The following is a 23,592-nucleotide window of genomic DNA, read 5'->3' as shown; positions in this document are numbered from 1 at the left end:
CCCTTCACAGGTAAGGCAATCCTACTTCCAATCACTTCTCATTCGCACATTTACCACTTCATCTGTACTATATCCGCGTTAAAAACAGCATGCAGTGTGACTGAGTCAATAATTCAGTTCACGCTGTCAGGATTGATAAGGAAAATAATGATGAAGCGTATTCCTGAGCCATTCCGGATTAAGATGGTTGAGCCGATCAAAATGACCACTCTGGACGATAGAGAGAAGGCTCTGGCGGAAGCTGGTTTGAACCCTTTCTTGCTGCGCAGTGATGATGTCTATATTGATCTGCTAACAGATTCTGGCACTGGGGCCATGAGCGATAACCAGTGGGCCGGTTTGATGTTGGGGGATGAGTCTTACGCAGGTAGCCGCAACTATTACAACTTGTGCCAAGCAGTGGAGCACTTTTTTGGTTATAAATTAACCGTTCCCGCCCACCAGGGCCGTGGTGCTGAACAGATCCTGTTTCCCGCTCTGATTGAGCGTATGCGCCAGGTACGTGGCGGTACTACACCAGTCTTTATCTCCAACTATCACTTCGATACCACCGCGGGCCATATTGAGTTGAATGGTGGTAAAGCGGTTAATGTGTTGGACAAGCGGGCCTTTGATACCTTAACGGCTTATGACTGGAAAGGTAATTTTGACCTGGATCTTTTGGTCGAGACCATTAAGGAACATGGGGCGAATAATATTTGTGCAATTATCACCACGGTAACTTGCAATAGCTCGGGTGGCCAGCCAGTTTCCATGGCGAATATGCGCGCAGTATATGAGATTGCCGCGAAATACGATATTCCAGTAGTGATCGATTCGGCACGTTACTGTGAGAACGCCTACTTTATCAAGCAGCGCGAAGAAGGTTATCAGGACAAGTCGATCCTGGAGATTATTCGCGAGATGTATAAATACGGCGATATGCTGACCATGTCTGCCAAGAAAGATCCGATGGTGAATATTGGTGGCCTATGTTGTATCCGTGATCATGAGGAGCTTTTCCAGGCGGTGCGTACCCGCTGCGTACCTATGGAGGGCTTTGTAACCTACGGGGGCATGGCGGGGCGTGATATGGAAGCATTGGCGCGGGGTCTTTATGAGGCCGCCGATGAAAATTTCCTGCAATACCGCATCAGCCAAGTAGCCTACTTAGGTGAGCGTTTGCGCGAGGGTGGGGTGCCCATTCAGTCTCCAACAGGTGGCCATGCGGTGTTTGTCGATGCGGCTAAGATTCTGCCGCATATCCCACCAGAGCAATTCCCCGCACAAGTTTTAACTAACGCGCTGTATCTGGAAGCGGGTATCCGTGCGGTGGAAATTGGCTCCTTATTGTTGGGGCGTGACCCGGAAACCGGTGAACAGAAGAAGGCGGATTTGGAATTGATGCGCCTGACGATTCCGCGTCGTGTATATACCAATGATCATATGGACTATATCGCTGATGCGATTATAGAGCTGCAGAATCGAGCACATGAATTGAAAGGGCTGACCTTTGAATATGAGCCGCCAGTGTTGCGACACTTTACGGCTAGATTTAAGTCTCTGTAAGTAATGGATAGCTCAGGAAATTTCTTTTAGTTTTTTCTGCTGGGTCATTTACCTCCCTAAAAGGGCCCTTCGTGGGCCTTTTTTTGTTTTTGTCTGAAGTTCTGATCTGCTACCACGCGCTGGCTTTTTCTTTCCCTGTCCGTTGGGGATAAATGTACCCAGGTGCTAAAGGCTGCTCTCCAGTTTTCTAATGAGCCAAGGGCCCCTGGAGTGACGGGGCAGTCTGGCAGTACTTTTTGTGTGAGTGCCTCGGAGAGCCTCTTTATTTTGTGACTTGTTAGTCTGTTTTTCATCTTGTGTTCCCGGTAAATATCCAATTTAATTAATCATGTGATTAATTAAATTGGATATCAAGTTGACTAACACCACACCCAGTCGTGGCCGTGGACGGCCCAGGGACCCGGAGCGTGAAAGGCAGGTACGCGAGTCCCTGATGCTATCTGCCCATAGACTTCTTCGTGAGAAAGCGTTTCGTGATATCTCAATTCGCGAGATCGCTCAGGGTGCTGGGGTAAATTCCGCCATGATCAGCTATCACTTTGACGGTAAAGAAGGGCTGATTATCGAGGTTATACGCGGTCAGTTTATGCAGAGTGGCCCGGCATTTCTCACTATGAGTTTGGGGGATAAGGAGCCCAGTCTAGAAACCCTGAGGGATGCAATGGCTCGTATTATCCGCCTTTATATCCGTGAGCCCTGGATACCCCGCTTTATTGTGGGGGAGGTGGCCTCCAAGCCTGGTCGAATGCGCGATTTATTCACCGATAGACTGGCATCTGTACTGGGCCCTATGTTGCGGGAGCTCTTACAAGCACTTCAATGCGCCGGCCACCTACGTCCAGATTTAGATATTAATCTTATGCCGATTTCTTTCGTCAGTTTGGTTGCATTCCCCTTTATTGCGGGGGATCCCTTCAAGGAGATTTTCTCTTTTAGGCTGGATGAAGAAACCAGCGATAAGTGGATTGACCACACCGTTAAGTTGCTGCTCCATGGAGTGGCCAACAACGCTATAGCCGAGTAACAGTCGAATATTGGGAGATTGGTGGTGATGAAAAAGGTCCAGCTACAGAAACTGATGAATCGCCGCCTGGCGCTTCCTATTCTTGTTGCCGTTGGTATTTCTCTTTCAATGGCATTGGTCATGAGTAAGAGCCCGCCCAACCACGATGTGCAGGATGCACTGATCACCCCGGTAAATGTTGTGTTGGTGCAAGAGCTGCCGCTACGTGCCCAAGCAGTAGCTTACGGTGAAGTGAAACCCAGCACCTTTCTTGAAGCCAATGCTGAGGTAAGTGGTCGGATAGTCTACACGGCGCCGGAGTTAGAGAGTGGAAATATTATTCCTGCCGGCACCCTGGTATTGAAAGTTGATGACACTAGCTACCAATTAGCCTTGGCGCGGGCTGAAAGTGATTTGGCAGCTAACCGTGCTAATTTGCAGGAGCTCAAGGTGGAGGAGGTCAATAGCCAGCGCTCTTTGGAGATTGCCGAACGTACGTTGAAGCTGGGTGAGAAAGAATTAGAGCGCAAGCAAACGTTAGTGGCCAAGGGCACGGTTTCTCGCTCAAGTGTGGATGTCGAAGAGCAAAATGTGCTGCGCCTGCGTCAGGAAGTGCAAAACCAAACCAGTCAGCTCTCCTTATTTCCAACGCGCCGCAAGGTAATCGAGGCCCAGATTGCGCGCTCTGAGGCTCAAGTGCGGGATAGTAAATACAGTCTGGAGCGTACCCAGGTAACCTTACCCTTCGATGCGCGTATTGGTGAGGTCCATGTAGAGGAAAATCAATATGTGGCAGGCAATGCGCGCTTATTCGATGCCAGTGGTCTGGATCAGGTGGAAATTGCCGCTGAGCTTCCCATGCTTCATGTGGCGCCACTGTTGCGTAATCTCAGGCCAGGCAGTGACCTTGTGCCAGCGCCAGAAGAGCTTCCCAAAATACTATTGGGCTTGGAGGCGCGCATCACTCTGGTTGGTGGGCCTGGAGACAATGAGTGGAAGGGCCAGGTCGTACGTCTGGGAGGGGCCCTCGATAGTACCAGTCGTACGCTTTCAGTAGTGGTTGCCGTAGACGATCCCTATGGCGAAGCCCTCGCCGGAAAAAAGCCGCCGCTATTTCGAGGCATGTATGCTCGTGTGGAATTAATAGCACCCTCCGCTCCAGCTCTAGCCATTCCCCGCCGCGCCTTGCATGAGGGTAGGGTGTATCTGGTGGAGGATGGCAAGTTACGCCTGCGGCAAGTGCAGGTGGATTACCATCAGGGGGATACTACGGTGATTCGTGCAGGCTTGTTTCCCGGTGAGCAGGTTATTGTCACCGATGTGATACCGGCGATTGATGGCATGGACGTGTCTGTGAGCAGCGGCCAGCAGGCCGTGGTGGTGAATACTGGAGGTACACTGCAGTGATTCGTTTTTTTGCCGCACACCCCACCGCAGCGAACCTGTTAATGGTTGCACTCATGTTGAGCGGACTGTTTGTCCTACCCAGTATGAAGCGCGAAACCATGCCGGAAATCGATAAATTCGAAGTGCAGGTTTCCGTCCCCTATGCCGGTGCTGCCGCTGCTGAGGTCGAAGACAGTATTTGCCTTCCTTTGGAGGAGGCCACTGACGGTATCAGCTTTATTGATGAACGCCTGTGTGAAGCTAAGGATAATCTCGGGCTGATGACCCTGAAAATGCAGGAAGCTGGAGATATGAACCAGTTTGTTGCGGATGTGGAGTCTGCGGTTGATAGCATTGATTCGCTGCCAGCAGAGAGCGAGCGCCCGGTAGTCAAGGAAATGGGGCGCACTCAAGGCGTTGTAAGTATTGCTATCAGTGCCGATCTGCCATTGCCACAATTGAATCAATTGGCGGAACACTATCGCCGCGAATTACTGCGTGACCCAGCCATCCCTATAGTGCGTATCTCGGGCTTCTCAGATCATCAGCTGCAGATCGAAATATCCGATTACAACCTGCGCCAGTACGGGCTCAGTGTGATGGAGTTGGCCAATATTATTGATCAGCAAGCCATTGATATGCCTGCCGGCAAGGTATCCACACCTGATCGTGAATATCAGCTGCGTTTTACTGAAGAGCGCCGTAACGTAGAAGAGTTGGAAAATCTTGTAGTCCTTAAAGGCGAAGATGGTGCCGAAGTGCGCCTTGGCGATATCGCGGAAATTTATGATGGCTTTGAGCTGGCGGAGGACAAGATTATTTTCGATGGTCATCGCGCAGCCTTGCTCAATGTAGAAAAAAACAGTGTGGATGATAGCCTGCGTGTACTGGAAGCTGTGCGTGCTTTTGTCGATCGTGAAAGTGCGAAGTTGCCCGAGGGGATCAAGCTAACCCTTACCCAAGACAGCGCCTCCATCGTTGCCGATCGATTGCAAATGATTATCTCCAATGCCTGGCAGGGCCTGATTCTAGTTGCCCTAGCGCTGTATCTTTTCTTTAGTGGTCGCTATGTATTCTGGGTGGTGATGGGACTGCCGGTATCCTTTCTAGGCTCCTTTGCCCTGATCACCGCCATGGGCGTATCCATCAATATGATCAGCTTGGTAGGTTTACTAATTGCTATCGGTATTTTGATGGACGATGCCATAGTACTTTCAGAAAGTATTGCCAGCGAACATCGCGATGGTCGCTCCCCGTTAGAGGCTGTAGTGAATGGGACCAAGCGCGTTGCCCGTGGAGTCCTGTCTTCTTTTGCAACCACAGTGATGGTATTTGGTGGGCTGATCTTTATTAAAGGGGATATGGGGCAGGTGCTTAAAGTGCTGCCGATTGTCCTGATTTCAGTATTAATTGTTAGCTTGTTAGAAGCCTTCTTAATTTTGCCTGCACACTTGCGCCATGCGCTTGAACACAAAAGCCGAACACCCGCTTGGAAGAAGGCTTTTGCCAAACGCTTTGAAGGCTGGCGTGAGAGTGTGGGGCGTGCGGCAGATTGGGCCGTTAAATACCGTTACGCCTTTGTTGGTGGGGTACTCGGTCTATTTTTCTTGACTGTAAGTTTGTTGCCGGCTGGGATTGTGAAGTTTCAGGGGTTTCCAACTTTGGAGGGCGATTTGCTGCAAGCTCGCATCCTAATGCCTCAGGGTACCTCCTTGCAGGATATGGAAAAACTGGTCGATAAACAGTTAGATGCTCTTGATTTAGTAGCCGCTGAATTTTCTGAAAGGGAAAGCGCTCCTCTCGTCAATCACACAAGTGTAACCTTTGGTGTCAATGGTGATGCCTTTGAAACTGGACCCCATGTGGCAACGATTAATGTCGACTTACTGGCTGCGGAAGGGCGTAAAACCAGTTTGGATGAATTGCGCCATGCTTGGCGTGAGGCTGCAGGTGAAACCCCTGGTGCGATCGCGATTCTTTATAAAGAACCAGCCTTAGGTCCCGCGGGCCGTGCTATTCACATACGCCTCAGCGGACTGGAGCTGGATCAGCTGAAAGAGGTTTCTATTCGCTTGCAGAATTGGCTGCGAGGATACGACGGTGTAGTGAATGTGGTGGATGACCTACGTCCAGGCAAGCCGCAATTAAACATAAAAATGCGTGAGGGTGCCTACGCATCTGGCCTGGATGCCAGTAATGTTGCCAACCAGTTACGCGCGGCTTATCAAGGAATGGAGATTGATGAGATTCAGTACCGGGGAGAAACCTATGAGATCCAAGTGCGTATGGATGCGGATTCTCGTGGAGCCCTGAGCCGTTTTGATGAACTGGTCATTATCCATCCTGTTACCAAGCAGCGCGTCCCTTTGATTGCCATTGCCGATGTTGAGATGAATCGCGATTACGCACGGATTCAGCGAATAGATGGTGAACGAGTAGTAAGTGTATTTGCCGACGTCTTCACTGAGAAAGCTAATGCGGGCCAGGTGCTTGGGGATACCCAAGAGAAATTCCTCGCTGAACTTAAAAAAGAATTTCCTGGTCTTCGTGTCGATATGCAGGGAGAGATTAAGAACAGTGAAGTCACAGGTAAGTCCATCGGCAGCGCCTTGTTGGTCGGTGCTATTGGTATCTACCTGATATTATCTTTACAATTTCGCAGCTATGTAGAGCCCTTAATTGTATTGGTCGCCATTCCACTAGCGTTGATCGGCGTTATCTGGGGCCATCTAATTATGGGGCAGAATATGTCTATGCCAAGTATGATGGGCTTTGTCTCTCTCGCCGGTATTGTGGTGAATGACTCCATCCTATTGGTGGAATTTGTAAAGCGGCGTGTACGCGAGGGTATGGATGTTCATAGCGCTGCAAGCCAAGCCAGTCGCGACCGCTTCCGCGCAATCTTCTTGACCTCCCTTACAACGATCGCTGGTCTTTTGCCCCTACTGTTTGAAACAAGCTTACAAGCCCAGGTGTTGGTACCTCTGGTAACCAGCATTGTATTTGGAATCAGTAGCTCAACGGTGTTGATCCTTTTGGTGTTGCCGGCGCTTTATGGGATTTTGGAGGACTTTGGGTTTACTGAAAACCTGGAGGAGGGAGAGGTGGCGGGTTCGCATCAGAAAGAAACACTTGTTGTAGCCTAGTTAATCCTAGACTTGAAGAAAGTCGTATGATCTTTCATGCGGCTTTCTTAATCGACATTGCGCTTGGTGGGTCTAGGCGTTCGACCAGTTTTATTATTTTTACCGCTTGAACCCATGTTGAAGTGTAGTGAGCAGTCTCGGTATGAGTCATGCTGACCTATTCAGCTTGATAAGAAGATGCATTGGATTGTCAATGAAGCTATCGTTGGAGTGGCTGGAAAGCAGAATATGGATATAAGTACCTATACGCTCTCTGCAGGTTCTGCAGCGATTTTCTGATTGAATTTGAATCCGGACTCCCTGGTAAAGTGGTTAACTAAGGTTTATCCAAAAATTCCTGTGCGTTTTGCTAATGTTTGATTTATAGCTAGTCCTCCCAGACTATCCACTCTTTCTAGCCTAATTCCACTTGATTACTAGGTGACGGCTTACGAATCTTCGTGCTTGGTTGTTATCAATTTTGGTTTAGTTCCCATCATAAATTGCTGCGCAAAAAATTAATCGGGAGATGAAGCCCGGTAGTGCTATCTACTATTTGACGGCATGCGACTCATGTCGCATACTTGCACCAGCTGTAGTGGAAATGCGATTAACGTCACGAGAAGAAAATAAATGAGAGAAGCCAAACCCTCCCCCTCAGAGCTTACTTTGCTAAAGGCACTCTGGAAGCAGAGTCCACTAAGTGCAAGAGAATTGCATGAAGAGGTGAAATCAGAACTCTGCTGGTCCTATTCATCCACCAGGAAAACGTTGGATAGAATGCGGGATAAGTCTTTTGTGATTCAGTCTGAAGTACACGGCATTCAAGTCTATAAGGCAGCTCTTGAAAAGGTCGAAACACTTGCACAATATGCCACAGACTTCGCCTCACGGGTTCTTGAGCTGGATGGTCCGCTTCCTATAGCTATGTTTGCTAACAGTAAATTAATGAATGACCAAGACCTGGAAGAGCTACAGGAAATGTTGAATGCCTGGCCTGAAGCAGACTGAATCGGGGAGGCTGTGAGATTATATGCAGGAATTACTATCCTCGTTGTCATTCTTTACACCCAATCTTTTTGTTACATCCATATTTTCCGTAATTTGGGCATGCTTTATTTATATCACTGTAAGAGCAATAACCTCTCTGGCCAGTTTTAAGTCTAGGCGTGTTACTAGCTGGCGTAGCTTTTGGGTGTGTGTTTTATGTGTGATTAGTCTGCCATTTTTTCTTGCGCAATTATTGGGTTTCTTTTCAACAGGCTTGGCGCCTGAATTTAGATATGATCTTACGCCTCCAGAGGCGGCTTTTAGTTATACGGTAATTGAAAGTGCTCAGCTGGAGAATAAAGCACTAACTTTGAATTATATCGACATTCTAACGGGCTCCTGGATGATTTTGTATCTTGGCGGGGTATTACTAAGCCTGATAATGATGTTTAGAAGGCATAGTCGATTGGTTAAAATGCTGGATATTGCGAATGAGGTGGACCTCAAGCGACAAGTTGTCAGTAATCTGCTAACCAGTAAGCAGTCTGATTACCTGTCTAAAAAGAATGTAAAACTAATTGTTACAAAGGCCCAGTGCTCACCCTTCGTTTTTGGTTTGCTTAACTTGAGGCTCGTTTTGCCTGGTTATCTAATATCGATGGATGCCAAGGAAAGGCAATTAATTATGGAGCACGAATTAACCCATATAAGAAGGCGAGACCCCTTGCTTATCATGGTTGCCCATGTTTTGGTGAGTTTTTTATGGTTCATTCCATTTGTTAGGTGGGCTAAAGAGCAATTGTTATGGGCTATTGAACTATCCTGCGACCGAGAAGTATTAAAATCCTCCGAAATAGGAAGTGGAAGAGTGTATGCCCAGGCAATGCTGCGAACATTACAGCAGTGCTCTAGGCAAGCCAGCTGTAAGGGTGTTGCTGCCTTTTCAGTATTTGAAGAGGCTAATCAGTTAACTTTTTTAAAAAAGAGAGTGGTGAATATCAGGGAGGCTGCTTGTGAAAGTTCTGAGCTTAATAGGTTGGCTTCAGGGATCTTTAGGGGAGTACTTGTATTTTTTACCATATTTCTAATATTTTTTGGAGTTTTAGTAAATTCTAGCTTTTCAATCGCTAGCTCTAAAAAAGAAACATGGATAGCCCCGGTTGAAGATGCACGTATAAGCAGTCAATTTGGAGGTTTAGAGGAGTTCAGAAGGAAACCTCACCTTGGTACGGATTTCGCAGCTCCGCTCGGTTCGCCAATAGTTTCTGTTGCTAGTGGAATTGTTGTTGTTTCAACTGATCACTACAAACATAAAAATTACGGAAAGATAATTATTGTTGATCATGGAGATAATACACAGACACTTTACTCGCATTTAGATTCTCGGGAGGTGAGGGTTGGTGAAAATGTGAAAGCCGGGCAAAAGATTGGAACAGTTGGTGTTACAGGGAAAGTAACAGGTCCTCATCTTCATTTTGAGTTGATTGAGCAAGGTGAAAGAGTTGATCCGGAACATTTGCTTGCATTGTGGTTTGGTTGAGATATGAAAAAGTATCTAGTTGGAAATGCTGATTCTGAAAGAATACTGTTTTCTTTTGGTAGTATTACTCTTAAATTGATTTATATTCTAATGATGGTGCTGCTATACCCAAAGGTACTGCAGGCAAAGTCTTTTGATCAGAAAGAGAATATCTTTAAGCTTAATGAAGATGTTCTGTCTATATTTTATTCGGCAAAAACGGATAGGTTCTATTTGAGGGTGGAAAATGCTCAAATTGATGAGTCTGAAATGGGTGGTGTATCCCTTGTTACCAATAAATATAACCGAATAAAGTCCGTATCGCTTGCTAAAAATCAGGGTTTGTTATCCTTGCTTATTGAAAACTCCGTTGGTTATAAGGATGCATATAGAGTCATACAGCTTTTATCTGAGCACTTTGATGTCAATGCAATACCAGTGGGGAAGGTTTTTCAATTAACTTTTGATGAGCAATCACGGTTTCAAAGTGTTGGGGTGAAATTGGCATTTGCTGAGAGTCTAGAGATTAAGAAATCTAGTCAAAAACTCATCGTTATCAAGAAGAAAAACCCAACTACTTTGCAAAAACATTATGTGGAAGGTGAGATTACAGGTAGCTTATATAAGTCTGGTCTACAACTTGGTTTGAATAATGCGATACTGGCTAAGCTGAATGAAATTTTAAGTTACGAGATAGATTTTCAGCGTGAGATTCGTTCAGGTGATCGCTTTTCCATCTTTTATAGTACTTTGAGGGATGATATAGAGGGTGATGAAGTTTTCAATGCAATACATGTTGCTAAGATTTCTCTAGAAAGTGATTTCGTTTCCCTTTATCGCTATGAAGATCGTGAGTCAGGCGTTGTTGATTACTTGGACCCTAGTGGAAAAAGCTCAAGAAGCTTCCTTATGAAGACTCCATTAAAGAATGCACGTCTATCATCATATTACGGCAGACGTAAACATCCAGTATTGGGGTATACAAGAATGCATAATGGTCTTGACTTTGGTGCTCCATCAGGTACACCAATACTTGCCGCTGGAGATGGCACTATAGAAAGGGCCTCTTACTTTGGTAGCTTTGGAAATTATATTCGCATTGCCCACAAATCGGGTATTCAAACTATTTATGCGCACCTTAAAGGTTATGCCAAGGGTATCAAGGCCGGTATGAAAGTGAAGCAAGGGCAGGTGATAGGTTATCTCGGGGCTACAGGTAGGGTTAAGGGGCGGCATTTACATTATGAAATTCATAAAAATGGTAAAGCAATAGATCCACTTAGATTGGACCTTCCTACTTCTGATCGTTTAACAGGAAAAAGTTTGGAACGTTTTTATGAATTTGTTGAGGCGGTAGATGACACCTTAAGGGTCTACAAGGCACTTAAAAGCTGAAAGATTATTTATTTGTTTGTTTGAGCTAGGGGCCCAGTATAAATGATAGAGCATTTTTTCTATCTTACGTGGGTGGCAGAGCTTGAGCTTAGCTGTACTGCATGTTTGGTTCCGATAGTGATCGTTTATTAATAATGAGAGTAGGAAAGCAGAGACCTGAGATTTACCTTTGAGTGAGATAATTGTCTCGGTTGGATGTAAAAATCTAAACTCCTTACTTGTTGCCAAGTAATTTTTTATTTTCGCTTCTATGCCGCGTGTCTCTCATATACCTGTGGTAATTGATGCTTTTATGATCTGATTGCTATTTGGGTAGGAAGAGGTTTTTAGAGTATAGAAGTAAACTCTGAGGAGTAGGGTGTGTATAAGTTAAAATATATTGTAGTCGTGTTATTCCTATGTTCCGTTCCTGCGCTGGCTGAAGAACTTGTTGTTCCCAAGCCTGGAGCTTTTGAGCTAGATAATTCTGAGGTTTTTACAATTCATTCAAAAATATTAGGGCGAAAATATGATTTATACATTAAAACGCCTGCTAGCTATTATGATGATTCTCAGAGTGATCAAACTTATCCCACCCTTTATCTAAATGATGGCCCTTATACTTTCAAAGTTGCTGCAGGTGTGACACATCTGAAAAGTATGAATAAGGCGATTGTAATCGGTATCTCTTTTGCGCAAGGGGAGCTGGGACAGTTTAGTCGAGTGCGGGATCTTACCCCGGTGGTTGATAAAAGTTGGAGGCGCTACAAGACCGGCGGTGCTCCAGAATATCTTAGGTTTATTGAGGGAGAGGTTATCCCGTTTGTAGAGAAAAATTATCGTGCAAATCCTATAAAAAGAATCTTGGCTGGTCAGTCTTTAGGCGGGTCATTTGGAGCCTGGGTATTGTTGAATAAGCCGGATCTGTTTTCCAGTTATATTCTCACTAGCCCATCGCTTTGGTATAAAAATGAAATGATTTTTGATGTTGAGGAGGCGTATTCAAAAAGGAATAAATCATTAAGTGCAAATATTTACCTTGCAACTGGTGCTCTGGAGACTCAAGAAAACGGGAGGATGAATCATGACATGGTGGGCGGTCACAAGGCCTTTGTTGGGCGTTTGCGTTCACGAAATTATCAGGGTATGTCTCTCAATGATGAGGTGGTAAGCGGGGCTGATCACTATTCAACCTTTCCAATTGGCTTGGCAAAAGGTTTAAGGTGGCTTTATCAGGATCAGTGGAAGATGCACTAATGCATCACGACATTGAATTCAGGTAAGCTCTTTGATCATCTGCTCAAAGTAAATAGGTGAAACCTAAGTAGTGGAGGGCACCTTGGTGTGTATATGAAGCTAGTCTTTTTATAGCATTTCGGTATACCAAATCTTAGGTGTACCTATGACTTCAGCCTCTTTTCGGGAGTCATGTAACTCGTTACTGTTCACGAATGCTTCAGCTTTCACCTTGGAGGTGAATTCATGAATCACGGTCACATTATTGGGGCTGCCTATTTCTTGATACACTGATGTATTTGTACTGCCCATTCGCTTTAAAATTGGCATGAAGTCTATAAGGACTCTCTGCCATTTATCAAAATCTTTCACTGAGGCCTGCATAAAGAGGTAAACCATTAGATATTCCTCAAGCAGTGATTATTAGGGGGCGTCTGGACTAACTATAGCATCGAACACTTCTCTTCGATGTGGTCAGTTAGAGGCCCGGCAAAAGAGAACAGAACTCGCCTAACTCTTCGCCGGGTTATAGATGCAGGTGCCTTGATAAAGAATTTATCTTATAGCCAGATATTAGTTCATCACACCAAGCTTACAGCCCTTGTTTTTAATCTTAACCCATTTACTCATAAAGTTAACTGGTGATGTGTAGGCTTCATAGATTACCGCTTGTCCCCAGGGAGTTACTGCACCTTGCATAGGTTTTGAATAGGAGAAGGCCCCCATTACCCAGGCACTCTTGGTAACGCAGTCTCCACTTGTGGGAAAGCTGGAGGTAAGAGTTGGGTTGTGGTTATAAACAAGATTGGTGGCGTTCAAGAGCTGTTGGGCTCTATTTACAACAGTTGCTACTTCGGTATTTGTAGCAGGGTGTACATAGATAGTGATGTCATTTGCTGAGCTTGGGTAGAACATAACATCATTTACAGTCCCATGGGTTTCACCAGTGGCAGAGTTTTGTGCCCAGGTTTGCCAGCTGCTGTCGCAGACTTCGTCCCAGCTCTGTAATCCGTTGGCGTCCACAACAAATGGTGATACATGTCCACCGCCTATGGTCTTCTTAAAATTACTAAATGACGTTAGGGTTTTACCTGCTTGTATCATAACACCTATACAACGCATATTGGCTTGAGGTACTCCCAGAGCGGTGCTCAGATCGGCGAGCATGTCATTGCAACTGGTAGCGGTAGTGCGGCTCCGGACTTGATTGGGCATAGTGTATTCTCCTTCAATACAGGGGGTTGTTTCTATTGGGTTCTTTTTAAGGTGGTTTTTTAAGGCAAAACGAATTGATGTTGATTTAAATCCGTAGTTATTTTCAAAAGGAATGTTTAAGTGGCCACTTCTTTAGCATTAGTTACAGTTAAGGTAAATTAAAAGAGAGTGGATTAAATAAAATTTTCTGAGAAAAGCCTTTTTTTTAATTTTTGCCTACAATATTATTTGCTAAGTCTGTAGGCAATAAAGACCTTCGATTGTTATTGGTTTGATTGTTTGTGTCTAATAGCACTAAATGGCTTTATCGGCTCTTTTGAAAAGAGTTATTGCTTTCAGAGACATTTCTTTCAGAAGTTCGATAAAACGTGTTGCTGTCATATTTCTTTCAGGGGAAATGTAATATTGCCCAGGGCCTTGTTCAGAAATTCTTAGGCCGTTTGGAGGGGTTGTTCCGGCAGGGAAGCGACAGACCCATCCGATGAGCGTTGATTGATTAATGCTCTCTTGGTCGAAGATTCTTATTCCTTTTCCGTTTGCAATAACGATGCTGATATTATTTAGAAAGGTAGTATCCAGATTAGATATCAGCATATTGACATCCTCCTCTCTGGAATAACCAAATTTAGGTAAGGAATTGGAGTCAATATAGATTTCTCTGAGGGACATCTCTTTCTCCCTTTTAAAACCAATTTGGCCATTGGTCAATAGCTGTTGATAGTTGCTAATTCAGAAGCTTTTTATCTTCTCTGCTTTTTTGAAAGCAGAAGTGTTTTTTTTAATTTTTTTGCTTCTTGACTTGAATCATAACTGTGGCTTGGTGTTTGGTGCAACAAGTACGATTGTTTAACTGTTATATTTTATAAAATTCGATAATTGGCGAGTGTAAAGTTCACACTAGTTCACATTTTGTCGCCTTTTGTAACTCCGGGGGAGTTCAACTCGCAAGTTAATCAAAAATTCCAGTTTATGAGGGTAATGGCTTTGATAGAGACGTTGCTGGAGAAGGTTCTCTTGGGGATTGGATTGGAGTTCTGGGTGGCGAAAAGGCTTAGTTTGTTATAACTCATTGTGCTGACATTTTGCGATGCTCGTTTTAAAACGAGATTTTACTGGTTGCTTAAAAATATGTTCTAGATAGGCTTGAAAAGCTTTAGAGTTAAATAATTAGTATTGGTTTTTTAGAATGTATCTGTTTCATCCCTTAGCGTGCGTCGTGCAGCCTTTAAAACATTAGAGCGAATAACTAATATGGATAAGAAGAAAACGCCAGAGAAAAAAAATCATCTAGCAGGCATTGACCGAAGAACTTTTACCAAACGCGCCCTTCAAATGGGCTTGGCAGCAGGTGCTGTTGCTTCTGGGTTTGGCTCTGCATTTTCGGGTAGTTCTAATCAGTTTTATGATGTTTATGATTACGTAATTGTTGGTTCTGGTGCGGGAGGGGGTCCATTAGCGGCAAACCTGGCAAAGGCGGGCTTTTCGGTATTGGTGCTTGAGGCGGGGGCCAATGACCCTAGTGATGACACACATAATATTCCCGCTTGGCACCCTTTTGCGTCAGAAGACCGCAAGCTGAGCTGGGATTTCTTTATTAAGCATTACGCGGATTTTAATCAACAACAGCTGGATGATAAGTATATTCCAGGTAAAGGTGTTTTATATCCGCGGGCTAGTACTATAGGGGGCTGTACGACACACCATGCGCTGATTACTGTCTATCCCCACAACAATGACTTTGACCGTATTGCTCAAGCGACAGGAGATAGTTCTTGGGGCAGCAGCAATATGCGGCGATATTTTGAGCGGCTTGAGCGATGCCAATATGTTTCCCGTCCAATTTTTTCGAATCCCTCTCGCCATGGTTTTGATGGATGGCTTCCTACTAACAGAGGTAATCCGGCTTTGCTGTTGGAAGACCCGGCAATATTAAAAATCGTCAAGGCAGCATTGGCGAAATACGGACTGGAGGGAGCCCTTGAACAGATTATTTCTGGAAACCTACGCTTAGATATCAATCACTGGGATGTGGCCTCAGGAGAGGAGGGGCCTTTTATTGCCCCGATGGCTGCAGATAGCAGGAGTCGTCGCAAGAGCGTACGGGAGCACCTTTTGGATACCCAGAGTCGCTATCCAAACCTGTTACATATTCGCACCAATGCGCTGGCAACAAGGGTGATGTTTGAAGGTAAAACGGCTATTGGGGTGGAGTTTATGGAGGGGGCGAACCTCTATAAGGCTGACCCTTATCACGATGATACCGGCTCCATTGGTACTATGCGGCAGGTGAGGGCGAGTAGGGAGGTGATTCTTTCGGGAGGAGCATTCAATAGTCCTCAGCTGCTGAAATTATCCGGAGTGGGTCCAAGCCAAGAGCTTTTTCAGCACGGAATTGATCAGATAGTTGACTTGCCGGGTGTAGGTGAAAACCTGCAGGATCGTTACGAAGTCGGCATTGTTAGTGAGATGACCGAGGATTTGGCCCTTCTCAAGGATTGTACCTGGGGCGAGCAGGGTGACCCCTGTCTGAATCGATATCGCTACGGTTGGCTGAATAAAGGCCCCTACAGTGGTAATGGTCCAGTACTATCTTTGGTGAAGCGCTCCCACCCCGACCTACCAGATCCTGATTTGTTTATTTTTGGAGCGCCCTCTGATTTCCACGGTTATTACCCCGGTTATTCTCAGGCGCTAAGGGATTACAAAGATCGCTTTTCCTGGATCGTACTTAAAGGTCATACTAATAATAGGGCTGGGCGGGTAACTTTGCGCTCTGCCAATCCGCAGGACACCCCAGAGATTAATTTTCACTATTTTGATGAGGGTAGTGGTGATTATGAAAAAGACTTACAGGCGGTAGTCGAGGGTGTAAAAATATCCCGGGATATTATGTCGGCCCCTATCGTTGGCCAGCAGGTAGCCAGGGAGTTATTGCCCGGTGGAGATGTGCAGACCGATGAGCAAATCGGCCAGTTTGTTAAAAATCAGGCATGGGGTCACCACGCTTCCTGTTCCAATAAAATGGGGCCAGCTAGTGATCCAATGGCAGTAGTGGATAGTAAATTCCGGGTACATGGCACCAATAATTTACGAGTGGTGGATGCTTCGGTATTTCCACGTATTCCGGGCTTCTTTATCGTGGTGCCGGTGTATATGATTAGTGAAAAAGCTAGCGATGATATTATTGCGGCGGCAACGGGCCAGATTGCCTGATAGGGCCTTGCTAAACCCAGGTTGAAAAAGAAAAAGCCCCGCAGAGCGGGGCTTTTTAATTAGAACGAGATGTTCTTTGGTGTGCGCGGGAAGGGGATAACATCGCGGATGTTACCCATGCCAGTTACGTAAGACACGATGCGATCGAAGCCCAGACCAAAGCCTGCGTGAGGCACTGTGCCGTAGCGGCGCAGGTCGCGATACCAGTCGAGGTGATCTTTGGGGATGTTCATTTCATCCATGCGTTCGTCGAGCTTCTCAAGGCGTTCTTCACGCTGGGCACCGCCGATAATTTCACCGATACCCGGTGCCAGTACATCCATGGCGGCTACAGTTTTACCGTCATCGTTCATACGCATATAGAAGGCTTTGATATCCTTCGGATAGTTCAGAACAATCACTGGCTTCTTGAAGTGTTTCTCAGCCAGGTAGCGTTCGTGCTCAGAGGCCAAGTCTATGCCCCAAGAGACGGGGAATTCGAACTTCTCTTTACAGTTTTCCAGGATTTCGATGGCTTCGGAGTAGTTGATGCGAGCGAAATCATTCTCGATGATGTTCTCCAGGCGGCTGATGGCCTCTTTATCGATGCGCTGGGCGAAGAAGGCCATATCGTCGGCACGTTCTTCCAGTACGGCTTTGAAGATGTACTTCAGCATTTGCTCAGATAGATCAGCGATATCGGCTAGATCGGCAAAAGCCACTTCCGGCTCTACCATCCAGAACTCGGCTAGGTGGCGAGTGGTGTTGGAGTTCTCCGCACGGAAGGTGGGGCCAAAGGTGTAAACCTTGGATAGGGCCAGACAGTAGCTCTCAACATTCAGCTGGCCAGATACGGTAAGGAAGCTCTCCTCGCCAAAAAAGTCCTTGCTGTAATCGATAGCGCCCTGCTCGTTGCGTGGCAGGTTTTCCATATCCAGAGTGCTAACCCGGAACATTTCTCCGGCGCCTTCACAGTCAGAGGCGGTGAGAATGGGCGTGTGTACGTAGTTAAAGCCGTTCTCGTGGTAGAAGCGATGAATCGCCTGAGCGATACAGTTGCGAACTCGAGCCACCGCGCCGCTGACATTAGTACGGACGCGTAGATGCGCGTGTTCGCGTAGGTGCTCCATGGTGTGGCGTTTGGGGGACATTGGGTAGGTGTCCGGGTCTTCTACCCAGCCGACCACTTGAACTTCAGAAGCTAACAATTCGATCGATTGGCCCTTGCCTTCTGAAGGCTTGACGGTTCCAACAATATCCACTGCACAGCCTGTGGTCAGGCGCTGTACTTCAGACTGGTAATTGTGCAGATGATTCTCGGCAATGACCTGAATAGGGTCAAAGCAACTGCCGTCGTGTACTGCCAGGAAAGAAAGACCGGCTTTGGAGTCGCGACGGGTTCTGATCCAGCCCTGTACGCGAACTTCTTCGCCCTCACGGCCGGTGGATTTTAATAGGCTATCTACGGATTCGACTTTTACTGTCATTTTCTATCGGTTTCTCGCTAGTCCTGAAGGTGGTGTTCTGCCGGCTTGCCTAAAAGCTGACCACGCCACCAAGGTGAAGTTACGGCGGGCATATTGACCTGTTGCTGAGGGGAAATCCAGTCCCTTGGTAATTTGGAAGCTTGCCGGGAAAGCGGGCCTATTTGGGTGGCGCCATTGAAAAGCATCAGGATTGTGTGGGTTAAAGTACTTGGCGGCTTGCGGGAAGGAGGGAGTGGGGCCTGGATTCGATACCTGCCCCAAAATCGCACGGGCCTAGCCGCGCGGCTTCTTCACCGTGTGCAGTACTGTGTCTCGCTCAAAGAAGACATAGAAGTCGTTGTATTCCCAGCGGGTGATAGCGGGCTCGCCGACGGGGCCCATAATACTGAGGGGCTCACCAAGGCGCGTGCTGATATCGTTTTTCTTCATGCCGCGAGCTTCACCAAAGGACAGCTCTGCGCCCTGGGAGCCCACAGGGATCTCCAGGGTTTTTGCCTGGGCGCCAAATGCCAAAAGAAGTGCCACGGTACCAGCGATCTGGGCCACTCCGTTGCGATTTCTGCTGAACATTTATTGTTCTCCGATTTAGGTGTTCGAATACGCCAGGCCATTAAAGCAGAAAAAATGCCAAAACACTTGGACTTCTTCACGTTTTTATACCGAAGAAGACGCCTTGTAGGGGAAAAGGTCCGGGGAAGGAGAGTATGTGTGTGCTAGGCTGACCATTGGGCTTAGTCCTGTGGGCGGGCATGGATGCGACTCTCAAAAACCTTCTCAGTTCTGGGGCTATTGCTTGGCGCTATTCTCTTTGCTCTCTCTCTTACGCCCTCTCTGATTCCACGCACTGCCCTCATGCAAGGTGTTCTCGCCGGAACCTCCTTCACTTTTGGCTATGTGATCGGCTTGTTTATGCACTGGCTGTGGAATTACTTTGAGCTGCCCGACATTCCTCTCAGTCCTGGGGTGCGCAGAGTGCTTAAACGCTTAGCGCTGGTTGCCTGCATATGCCTGATCATTATTTTTCTTTGGCAGGGGGCGCACTGGCAGAACTCGGTGCGGGCCTTGATGGGTATGCAGCCGGTTACCGGGATCGGGCCCTTTACCGTGGGGTCCGTGGCCCTGCTGGTCTTTCTCTCATTCTGGGTGATGGGTAAAGGGTTTCGCCGAGTCATTCATGCTGTTACCAAGTATCTATCCGTGCATATTCCTGAAAGGGTGGCTTTGCTCATTGGGTTGCTGGTGGCAGTGGCACTTTACTGGGGCATTCTAAATGGGGTGCTCCTGAAGGTAGGGGTGCATATTGTCTCGGTCATATGGGAAAAACATGATCAGGTAATTGCAGAAGGACTGAAGGCACCTGAGGACCCCAACAAGGTTGGCGGTGCGGACTCTCTATTGTCTTGGAAAAGTGTCGGGCATCAGGGGCGTCGCTTTTTAACCCTTGGCCCCTCTGTGGAGGATATCCGTGAGGTTGCCGGGTTAGGTAAAGAGCCGATAAGGGTCTTTGTAGGCTTGCGTGCTGCAGAAACTCCATTACAAAGAGCCTTCCTGGCACTTGCTGAGCTAAAGCGCCTCAATGCATTCGATAGAGAGATATTACTAATTGCGACACCCACTGGCGAAGGCTGGTTAGATCCTGGGGCTATAAACTCCCTGGAATTTCTTTATCGAGGGGATGTGGCTACCGTTGCTACCCAATACTCCTTTTTGCCAAGCCCGATTGCATTATTAACAGATAATCAATATGGGCTGGATTCCGCCAGGGCTTTGTTTAAGGTGATCTACGAATACTGGGAGGAGCTGCCAGTTGAAACTCGCCCAAGGCTGTACCTCTTTGGCTTGAGTCTCGGTGCTCAGTTGTCAGAGGCCTCCTTTGATTTTTATGACATTATTGATGACCCTATCGATGGCGTACTCTGGGCAGGGCCGCCATTTGGCACAGGCATCTGGCGCATCATCACGGATAGTCGCGACCCCGGAACCCCAGCCTGGCTACCGCAGTTTAAGGGGGGAGAGGTTGTTCGTTTTGGTAATCAATATGGTGGTTATTTAGGGCAGGAACCCTGGGGAAGCTTCCGAATCGCCTTTTTGCAGCACGCCAGTGATCCAATAGTCTTTTTTGATCTGCGTTGGATGCTTCAAATGCCGGATTGGTTGGAGCGCCCACGAGGGCCGGATGTCTCTCCAGACCTCTACTGGTTTCCTATAGTGACCATGCTGCAACTACTGGCAGACCTAAACTTGGGGATTGCGCCACTGGGGTTCGGGCACCGCTATGCACCTGAAGGGTATGTCCTCGCCTGGATGGCGTTAACCGAGCCGCCCGATTGGAGTGATGAGGAGTTAAAGCGCCTGCGGGAAAAGCTTAGAACATATCCAGTGCGTTGAGTGCGGTCTGCCGTAAGAAAGGTACTCTTTCAAGATCAAAACATTTCTGGTTGTTTATTGGGTTACATGGGGCTGTACAGTGAGAAATTGGCGCAAGCCATTTTGACCTGGGACTCAAGCTTATCGGCGGCATGAATGCAAAAATTAACCGCTTTCTCAATTTCAGGTTTACTGTTGGGCGCGATATGCTTCGCTCTGAGCCTCACTCCTTCTCTGATTCCTCGGAATGCCTATGTGCAGGGTATTCTTTCTGGTTTTTCATTCACCGTTGGGTATTCACTGTCTGTGCTGGTCCGCTATGTTTGGAAGTATTTGGGCGTTCCCGATATCCCGCTAGACCATCGGCAGCGACGAATATTGAGAGGGCTGATAATTATTTTGGGTGTCAGCCTTATTTTAGTTTTTCTTAGGCAAGGGACGGAGTGGCAGAACTCAGTGCGCTCATTGATGGGCATGCCGGCAATTTCTGGCGTCGCCCCAATTACGATTGGTGTTGTCGCACTCTGCGTATTCCTGCTCTTTAGATGGGCAGGCAAAGGCTTTCTCAGGGTGGTTTTGCGCGTATCTGCCCGTTTAGAAAAGACCATCCCTCCAAGGGTGGCAGCCCTTACTGGGCTGCTTGTCGCGTTGTTGCTTTATTGGAGTGTGTTGAATGGAGTGTTGTTGCAGTCGGGCCTCTATGCAGTCTCACTTATCTATGAAAAGCTGGATCTGATTGTTGTTGCGAACTTGCCGCCTCCGCAAGATCCCAGCAAGTCAGGTGGAGCGAACTCGCTACTTGCCTGGGATAGGTTGGGACATGAGGGGCGCCGATTTTTGTCTCTTGGGCCATCTGCGGAAGATATTCGGGAGGTTGCAGGGGAGGGCATGGACCCCATTCGAGTTTATGTGGGAGTGCACTCAGCAGACACGCCACAGCAGCGTGCACTATTGGCACTTGAAGAGTTGAAGCGCGTAAAGGCGTTTGAGCGAGAAATTTTGCTGATTGCAACCCCGGTTGGGGATGGCTGGATCGACCCAGGGGCAGTGAATTCTCTTGAATTTCTGTACCGAGGGGATGTAGCTACAGTGGCCGTACAGTACTCGTATTTACCGGGCCCCATCGTATTGTTTACAGATGCTCAGTCGATCAGAACATCCGCTCGCATACTGTTCAAGGTGATTTACGATTACTGGGAGGAGCTACCGGTAAACACTCGCCCCAGACTTTATCTATACGGGCTAAGTTTAGGAGCCAAGCTCTCTGAAGACTCCTTTCAGTTCTACGATGTGATTGATAGCCCCATTAATGGTGCTCTTTGGGCTGGCCCTCCGTTTAGTATGCGGTCCTGGAGAATGATTACCGATAATCGTGATCCCGGCACCCCCGCTTGGCTCCCCCAGTTTAAAGGGGGAGAGGTGGTGCGCTTTGGAAATCAGTACGGTGGTTATTTGGGGCAGAAGCCCTGGGGTAGATTCCGTATCGCCTTCCTGCAGCATGCTAGTGATCCGATTGTCTTTTTTGACTTTCGCTGGGCGTTTCGCAGACCTGACTGGCTGGAGCGCCCCAGAGGGCCCGATGTGTCTCCGGACCTTCGCTGGTTCCCTGTTGTCACTATGTTGCAGCTGTTAGCGGACTTTAATGTAGGGGTCACACCACGGGATTTCGGACACCGCTATTCGGCAGCAGGATACACGCTCGCCTGGATCGCCCTGACCGAGCCTCCGGATTGGAGCGAGGCAGAGCTGCAGCGCCTGCGGGCTAAGCTAAAAATTTTTCCCAAGCGCTGAAGTTGTCTAAATCCTTGGATTTCTTGACTATTTTCCGTTTAAATCGGCTCTATGTTAAAACCTGTCCCCCTTTTTATTGGCCTGAGATATGTGGCTGCCCGCCGCAGGCAGCAGTTCATTTCCTTTATTAATGGCTTCTCCCTGATTGGCATGGCGTTAGGCGTTCTTGCCTTGATCGTCGTGACTTCTGTGATGAACGGCTTCGATCGTGAGTTGAAAACGCGAATATTGAGCGTGGTTCCCCACGGCTTTATCGAGCGCGAAGGCGGCTTGCAAGAGTGGCAGGGCGTGGCTCAGAAGCTTGAACAGCAGCCCCATGTGGAGGCGGTGAGTCCCTTTGTGAAAGGGTTTGCCCTGTTGAGCGCCTACGGCGATAGCCACGGGGTCGAGTTCCAAGGTGTAGATCCCAAGGCCCTACGCGACGTCTCTGAAGTTGGCGAGCATATGGTGATGGGTAGCCTGGATGAGTTGCAGCCCCGCAGTTACCAAATAGTGCTCGGCCGTATTCTCGCTCAGCAGCTCAATGTGCTGCCTGGCGAGTCCGTCACTCTGACCCTGCCCGAGGTGGCGGTAACTCCCGCTGGTATCTTCCCACGCACCAAACGCTTTACCGTCGCCGGAGTTTTCTCGGTAGGCGCTCAGGTGGACCAAAATGTGGCATTGATGAATGTAGAGGATGCAGCCCGATTAATGCGTATGTCCGGCAGGGTGCAGGGATTACAGCTGCGTTTTGACGATATGGATAATGCCCTGGGTAGGGTTGAGCCCTACGCCGCGGCCCTCGGAGAGGGTTTTAGTGGTGAGGATTGGAGCCATTCCCAGGGAAGCCTGTTTCAGGCGGTGAAGATGGAGAAGACGGTGGTCACTTTAATGTTGATGATCATCGTAGCCGTAGCGGCTTTTAATATTGTCTCGGCCCTGGTGCTGATGGTGGCGGACAAGCGCTCCGATATCGCCGTGCTCAGAACCCTGGGGCTCACTTCACGCCAAATAATGGCAGTGTTCGTTGTGCAGGGCAGCGCGATCGGGCTGATAGGCGCATTTACTGGCGCCTTACTGGGTATCCTAATCGCGCTCAATCTCACCGAGATGGTGAGCTGGATGGAAAACCTTTTGGGCGCCAAGATTTTTGATCCGCGGGTATTTTTCGTGAGCTATTTGCCATCGGAGTTTCGTGTTGGCGATGCAGTGGTAGTCTTATCCGCCGCTATCTGTATGAGTTTATTAGCGACACTGCTGCCCGCATGGCGGGCGGCCCAAATCGAGCCAGCGGAAGCTTTGCGTTACGAATAATTGTCATATAAATCATATAGGTACGATCAGTATCTAAAGTGATTTCTCAGAATTTGGAAGCGGCAA

At 47.6% G+C, this 23,592-nt stretch carries 17 protein-coding genes; 12 read left to right on the top strand and 5 right to left on the bottom strand.

The window, feature by feature from the left end:
• Positions 1-150: 150 nt before the first annotated feature.
• From ACJJIV_RS01180 to ACJJIV_RS01145, 8 genes are all read left to right on the top strand, one after another.
• Positions 151-1,548, top strand: coding sequence for a tryptophanase (locus tag ACJJIV_RS01180; protein ID WP_444890433.1), 1,398 nt, complete (start codon positions 151-153; stop codon positions 1,546-1,548).
• A gap of 355 nt (positions 1,549-1,903) precedes the next feature.
• Positions 1,904-2,572, top strand: a complete 669-nt coding sequence (locus tag ACJJIV_RS01175) for a TetR/AcrR family transcriptional regulator (protein ID WP_444890432.1) — start codon at positions 1,904-1,906, stop codon at positions 2,570-2,572.
• 27 nt (positions 2,573-2,599) lie between these two features.
• Positions 2,600-3,958: an efflux RND transporter periplasmic adaptor subunit gene (locus tag ACJJIV_RS01170; RefSeq protein ID WP_444890431.1), complete on the top strand. Its 1,359-nt coding sequence runs from the start codon at positions 2,600-2,602 to the stop codon at positions 3,956-3,958.
• Positions 3,955-7,083, top strand: a complete 3,129-nt coding sequence (locus tag ACJJIV_RS01165; protein WP_444890430.1) for an efflux RND transporter permease subunit — start codon at positions 3,955-3,957, stop codon at positions 7,081-7,083. Before ACJJIV_RS01170 ends, ACJJIV_RS01165 begins: the two co-directional genes overlap by 4 nt.
• Positions 7,084-7,695: 612 nt before the next feature.
• Positions 7,696-8,073, top strand: coding sequence for a BlaI/MecI/CopY family transcriptional regulator (locus ACJJIV_RS01160; RefSeq protein WP_444890429.1), 378 nt, complete (start codon positions 7,696-7,698; stop codon positions 8,071-8,073).
• Between the two features lie 22 nt (positions 8,074-8,095).
• The gene (locus ACJJIV_RS01155; RefSeq protein WP_444890428.1) at positions 8,096-9,592 is read left to right on the top strand and encodes a peptidoglycan DD-metalloendopeptidase family protein; all 1,497 of its coding nucleotides are present in this window, start codon (positions 8,096-8,098) and stop codon (positions 9,590-9,592) included.
• 3 nt (positions 9,593-9,595) lie between these two features.
• Entirely contained in the window at positions 9,596-10,966 is a 1,371-nt protein-coding gene (locus tag ACJJIV_RS01150; protein ID WP_444890427.1) for a M23 family metallopeptidase, read from the top strand.
• Between the two features lie 360 nt (positions 10,967-11,326).
• The gene (locus ACJJIV_RS01145; RefSeq protein WP_444890426.1) at positions 11,327-12,202 is read left to right on the top strand and encodes an alpha/beta hydrolase; all 876 of its coding nucleotides are present in this window, start codon (positions 11,327-11,329) and stop codon (positions 12,200-12,202) included.
• Between the two features lie 108 nt (positions 12,203-12,310).
• On the opposite strand, the gene ACJJIV_RS01140 is transcribed toward ACJJIV_RS01145, so the two are convergent.
• The 3 genes from ACJJIV_RS01140 to ACJJIV_RS01130 all read right to left on the bottom strand — a co-directional run bounded on the left by ACJJIV_RS01140 (position 12,311) and on the right by ACJJIV_RS01130 (position 14,065).
• Positions 12,311-12,580, bottom strand: coding sequence for a hypothetical protein (locus tag ACJJIV_RS01140; RefSeq protein WP_252085764.1), 270 nt, complete (start codon positions 12,578-12,580; stop codon positions 12,311-12,313).
• 174 nt (positions 12,581-12,754) lie between these two features.
• Positions 12,755-13,396 (bottom strand): hypothetical protein, encoded by a 642-nt coding sequence (locus ACJJIV_RS01135; RefSeq protein WP_252085765.1) that lies wholly within the window; start codon positions 13,394-13,396, stop codon positions 12,755-12,757.
• Between the two features lie 294 nt (positions 13,397-13,690).
• A complete protein-coding gene (locus ACJJIV_RS01130; RefSeq protein WP_444890425.1) occupies positions 13,691-14,065 on the bottom strand; it encodes a hypothetical protein in 375 nt (124 codons plus the stop codon).
• A gap of 582 nt (positions 14,066-14,647) precedes the next feature.
• Here ACJJIV_RS01130 and ACJJIV_RS01125 point away from each other — a divergent pair.
• A complete protein-coding gene (locus ACJJIV_RS01125) occupies positions 14,648-16,609 on the top strand; it encodes a GMC family oxidoreductase (protein WP_444890424.1) in 1,962 nt (653 codons plus the stop codon).
• Between the two features lie 59 nt (positions 16,610-16,668).
• Here ACJJIV_RS01125 and asnS read toward each other — a convergent pair whose 3' ends face one another.
• Positions 16,669-18,075: an asparagine--tRNA ligase gene (gene asnS, locus ACJJIV_RS01120; RefSeq protein WP_444890423.1), complete on the bottom strand. Its 1,407-nt coding sequence runs from the start codon at positions 18,073-18,075 to the stop codon at positions 16,669-16,671.
• 273 nt (positions 18,076-18,348) lie between these two features.
• Positions 18,349-18,645 carry a hypothetical protein gene (locus tag ACJJIV_RS01115; RefSeq protein ID WP_252085769.1) on the bottom strand — a complete coding sequence of 99 codons (297 nt, stop codon included), beginning with the start codon at positions 18,643-18,645 and terminating at the stop codon, positions 18,349-18,351.
• Positions 18,646-18,828: 183 nt separating this feature from the next.
• On the opposite strand from ACJJIV_RS01115, the gene ACJJIV_RS01110 reads away from it, so the two are divergent.
• The 3 genes from ACJJIV_RS01110 (at position 18,829) to ACJJIV_RS01100 (ending at position 23,526) form a co-directional block, all read left to right on the top strand.
• Positions 18,829-20,463, top strand: coding sequence for an alpha/beta hydrolase (locus tag ACJJIV_RS01110; RefSeq protein ID WP_444890422.1), 1,635 nt, complete (start codon positions 18,829-18,831; stop codon positions 20,461-20,463).
• A gap of 135 nt (positions 20,464-20,598) precedes the next feature.
• The gene (locus tag ACJJIV_RS01105; RefSeq protein WP_444890421.1) at positions 20,599-22,233 is read left to right on the top strand and encodes an alpha/beta hydrolase; all 1,635 of its coding nucleotides are present in this window, start codon (positions 20,599-20,601) and stop codon (positions 22,231-22,233) included.
• A gap of 51 nt (positions 22,234-22,284) precedes the next feature.
• The gene (locus ACJJIV_RS01100) at positions 22,285-23,526 is read left to right on the top strand and encodes a lipoprotein-releasing ABC transporter permease subunit (protein ID WP_252085772.1); all 1,242 of its coding nucleotides are present in this window, start codon (positions 22,285-22,287) and stop codon (positions 23,524-23,526) included.
• Positions 23,527-23,592 lie beyond the last annotated feature (66 nt).

The organism is Microbulbifer mixtoriginis (SeqCode) (genome assembly GCF_052466765.1).
Note: the sequence above shows the minus strand (reverse complement) of the source record. Positions and strands in the feature narration are given on the sequence as shown.

What these genes read in the sequence shown, in the direction of transcription:
- asnS (WP_444890423.1), bottom strand. Translation starts at nt 18,075, where the DNA reads ATGACAGTAAAAGTCGAATCCGTAGATAGCCTATTAAAATCCACCGGC.
- ACJJIV_RS01160 (WP_444890429.1), top strand. Translation starts at nt 7,696, where the DNA reads ATGAGAGAAGCCAAACCCTCCCCCTCAGAGCTTACTTTGCTAAAGGCA.
- ACJJIV_RS01155 (WP_444890428.1), top strand. Translation starts at nt 8,096, where the DNA reads ATGCAGGAATTACTATCCTCGTTGTCATTCTTTACACCCAATCTTTTT.
- ACJJIV_RS01100 (WP_252085772.1), top strand. Translation starts at nt 22,285, where the DNA reads ATGTTAAAACCTGTCCCCCTTTTTATTGGCCTGAGATATGTGGCTGCC.
- ACJJIV_RS01170 (WP_444890431.1), top strand. Translation starts at nt 2,600, where the DNA reads ATGAAAAAGGTCCAGCTACAGAAACTGATGAATCGCCGCCTGGCGCTT.
- ACJJIV_RS01130 (WP_444890425.1), bottom strand. Translation starts at nt 14,065, where the DNA reads ATGTCCCTCAGAGAAATCTATATTGACTCCAATTCCTTACCTAAATTT.
- ACJJIV_RS01150 (WP_444890427.1), top strand. Translation starts at nt 9,596, where the DNA reads ATGAAAAAGTATCTAGTTGGAAATGCTGATTCTGAAAGAATACTGTTT.
- ACJJIV_RS01105 (WP_444890421.1), top strand. Translation starts at nt 20,599, where the DNA reads ATGCAAAAATTAACCGCTTTCTCAATTTCAGGTTTACTGTTGGGCGCG.
- ACJJIV_RS01115 (WP_252085769.1), bottom strand. Translation starts at nt 18,645, where the DNA reads ATGTTCAGCAGAAATCGCAACGGAGTGGCCCAGATCGCTGGTACCGTG.
- ACJJIV_RS01125 (WP_444890424.1), top strand. Translation starts at nt 14,648, where the DNA reads ATGGATAAGAAGAAAACGCCAGAGAAAAAAAATCATCTAGCAGGCATT.
- ACJJIV_RS01180 (WP_444890433.1), top strand. Translation starts at nt 151, where the DNA reads ATGAAGCGTATTCCTGAGCCATTCCGGATTAAGATGGTTGAGCCGATC.
- ACJJIV_RS01140 (WP_252085764.1), bottom strand. Translation starts at nt 12,580, where the DNA reads ATGGTTTACCTCTTTATGCAGGCCTCAGTGAAAGATTTTGATAAATGG.
- ACJJIV_RS01135 (WP_252085765.1), bottom strand. Translation starts at nt 13,396, where the DNA reads ATGCCCAATCAAGTCCGGAGCCGCACTACCGCTACCAGTTGCAATGAC.
- ACJJIV_RS01110 (WP_444890422.1), top strand. Translation starts at nt 18,829, where the DNA reads ATGCGACTCTCAAAAACCTTCTCAGTTCTGGGGCTATTGCTTGGCGCT.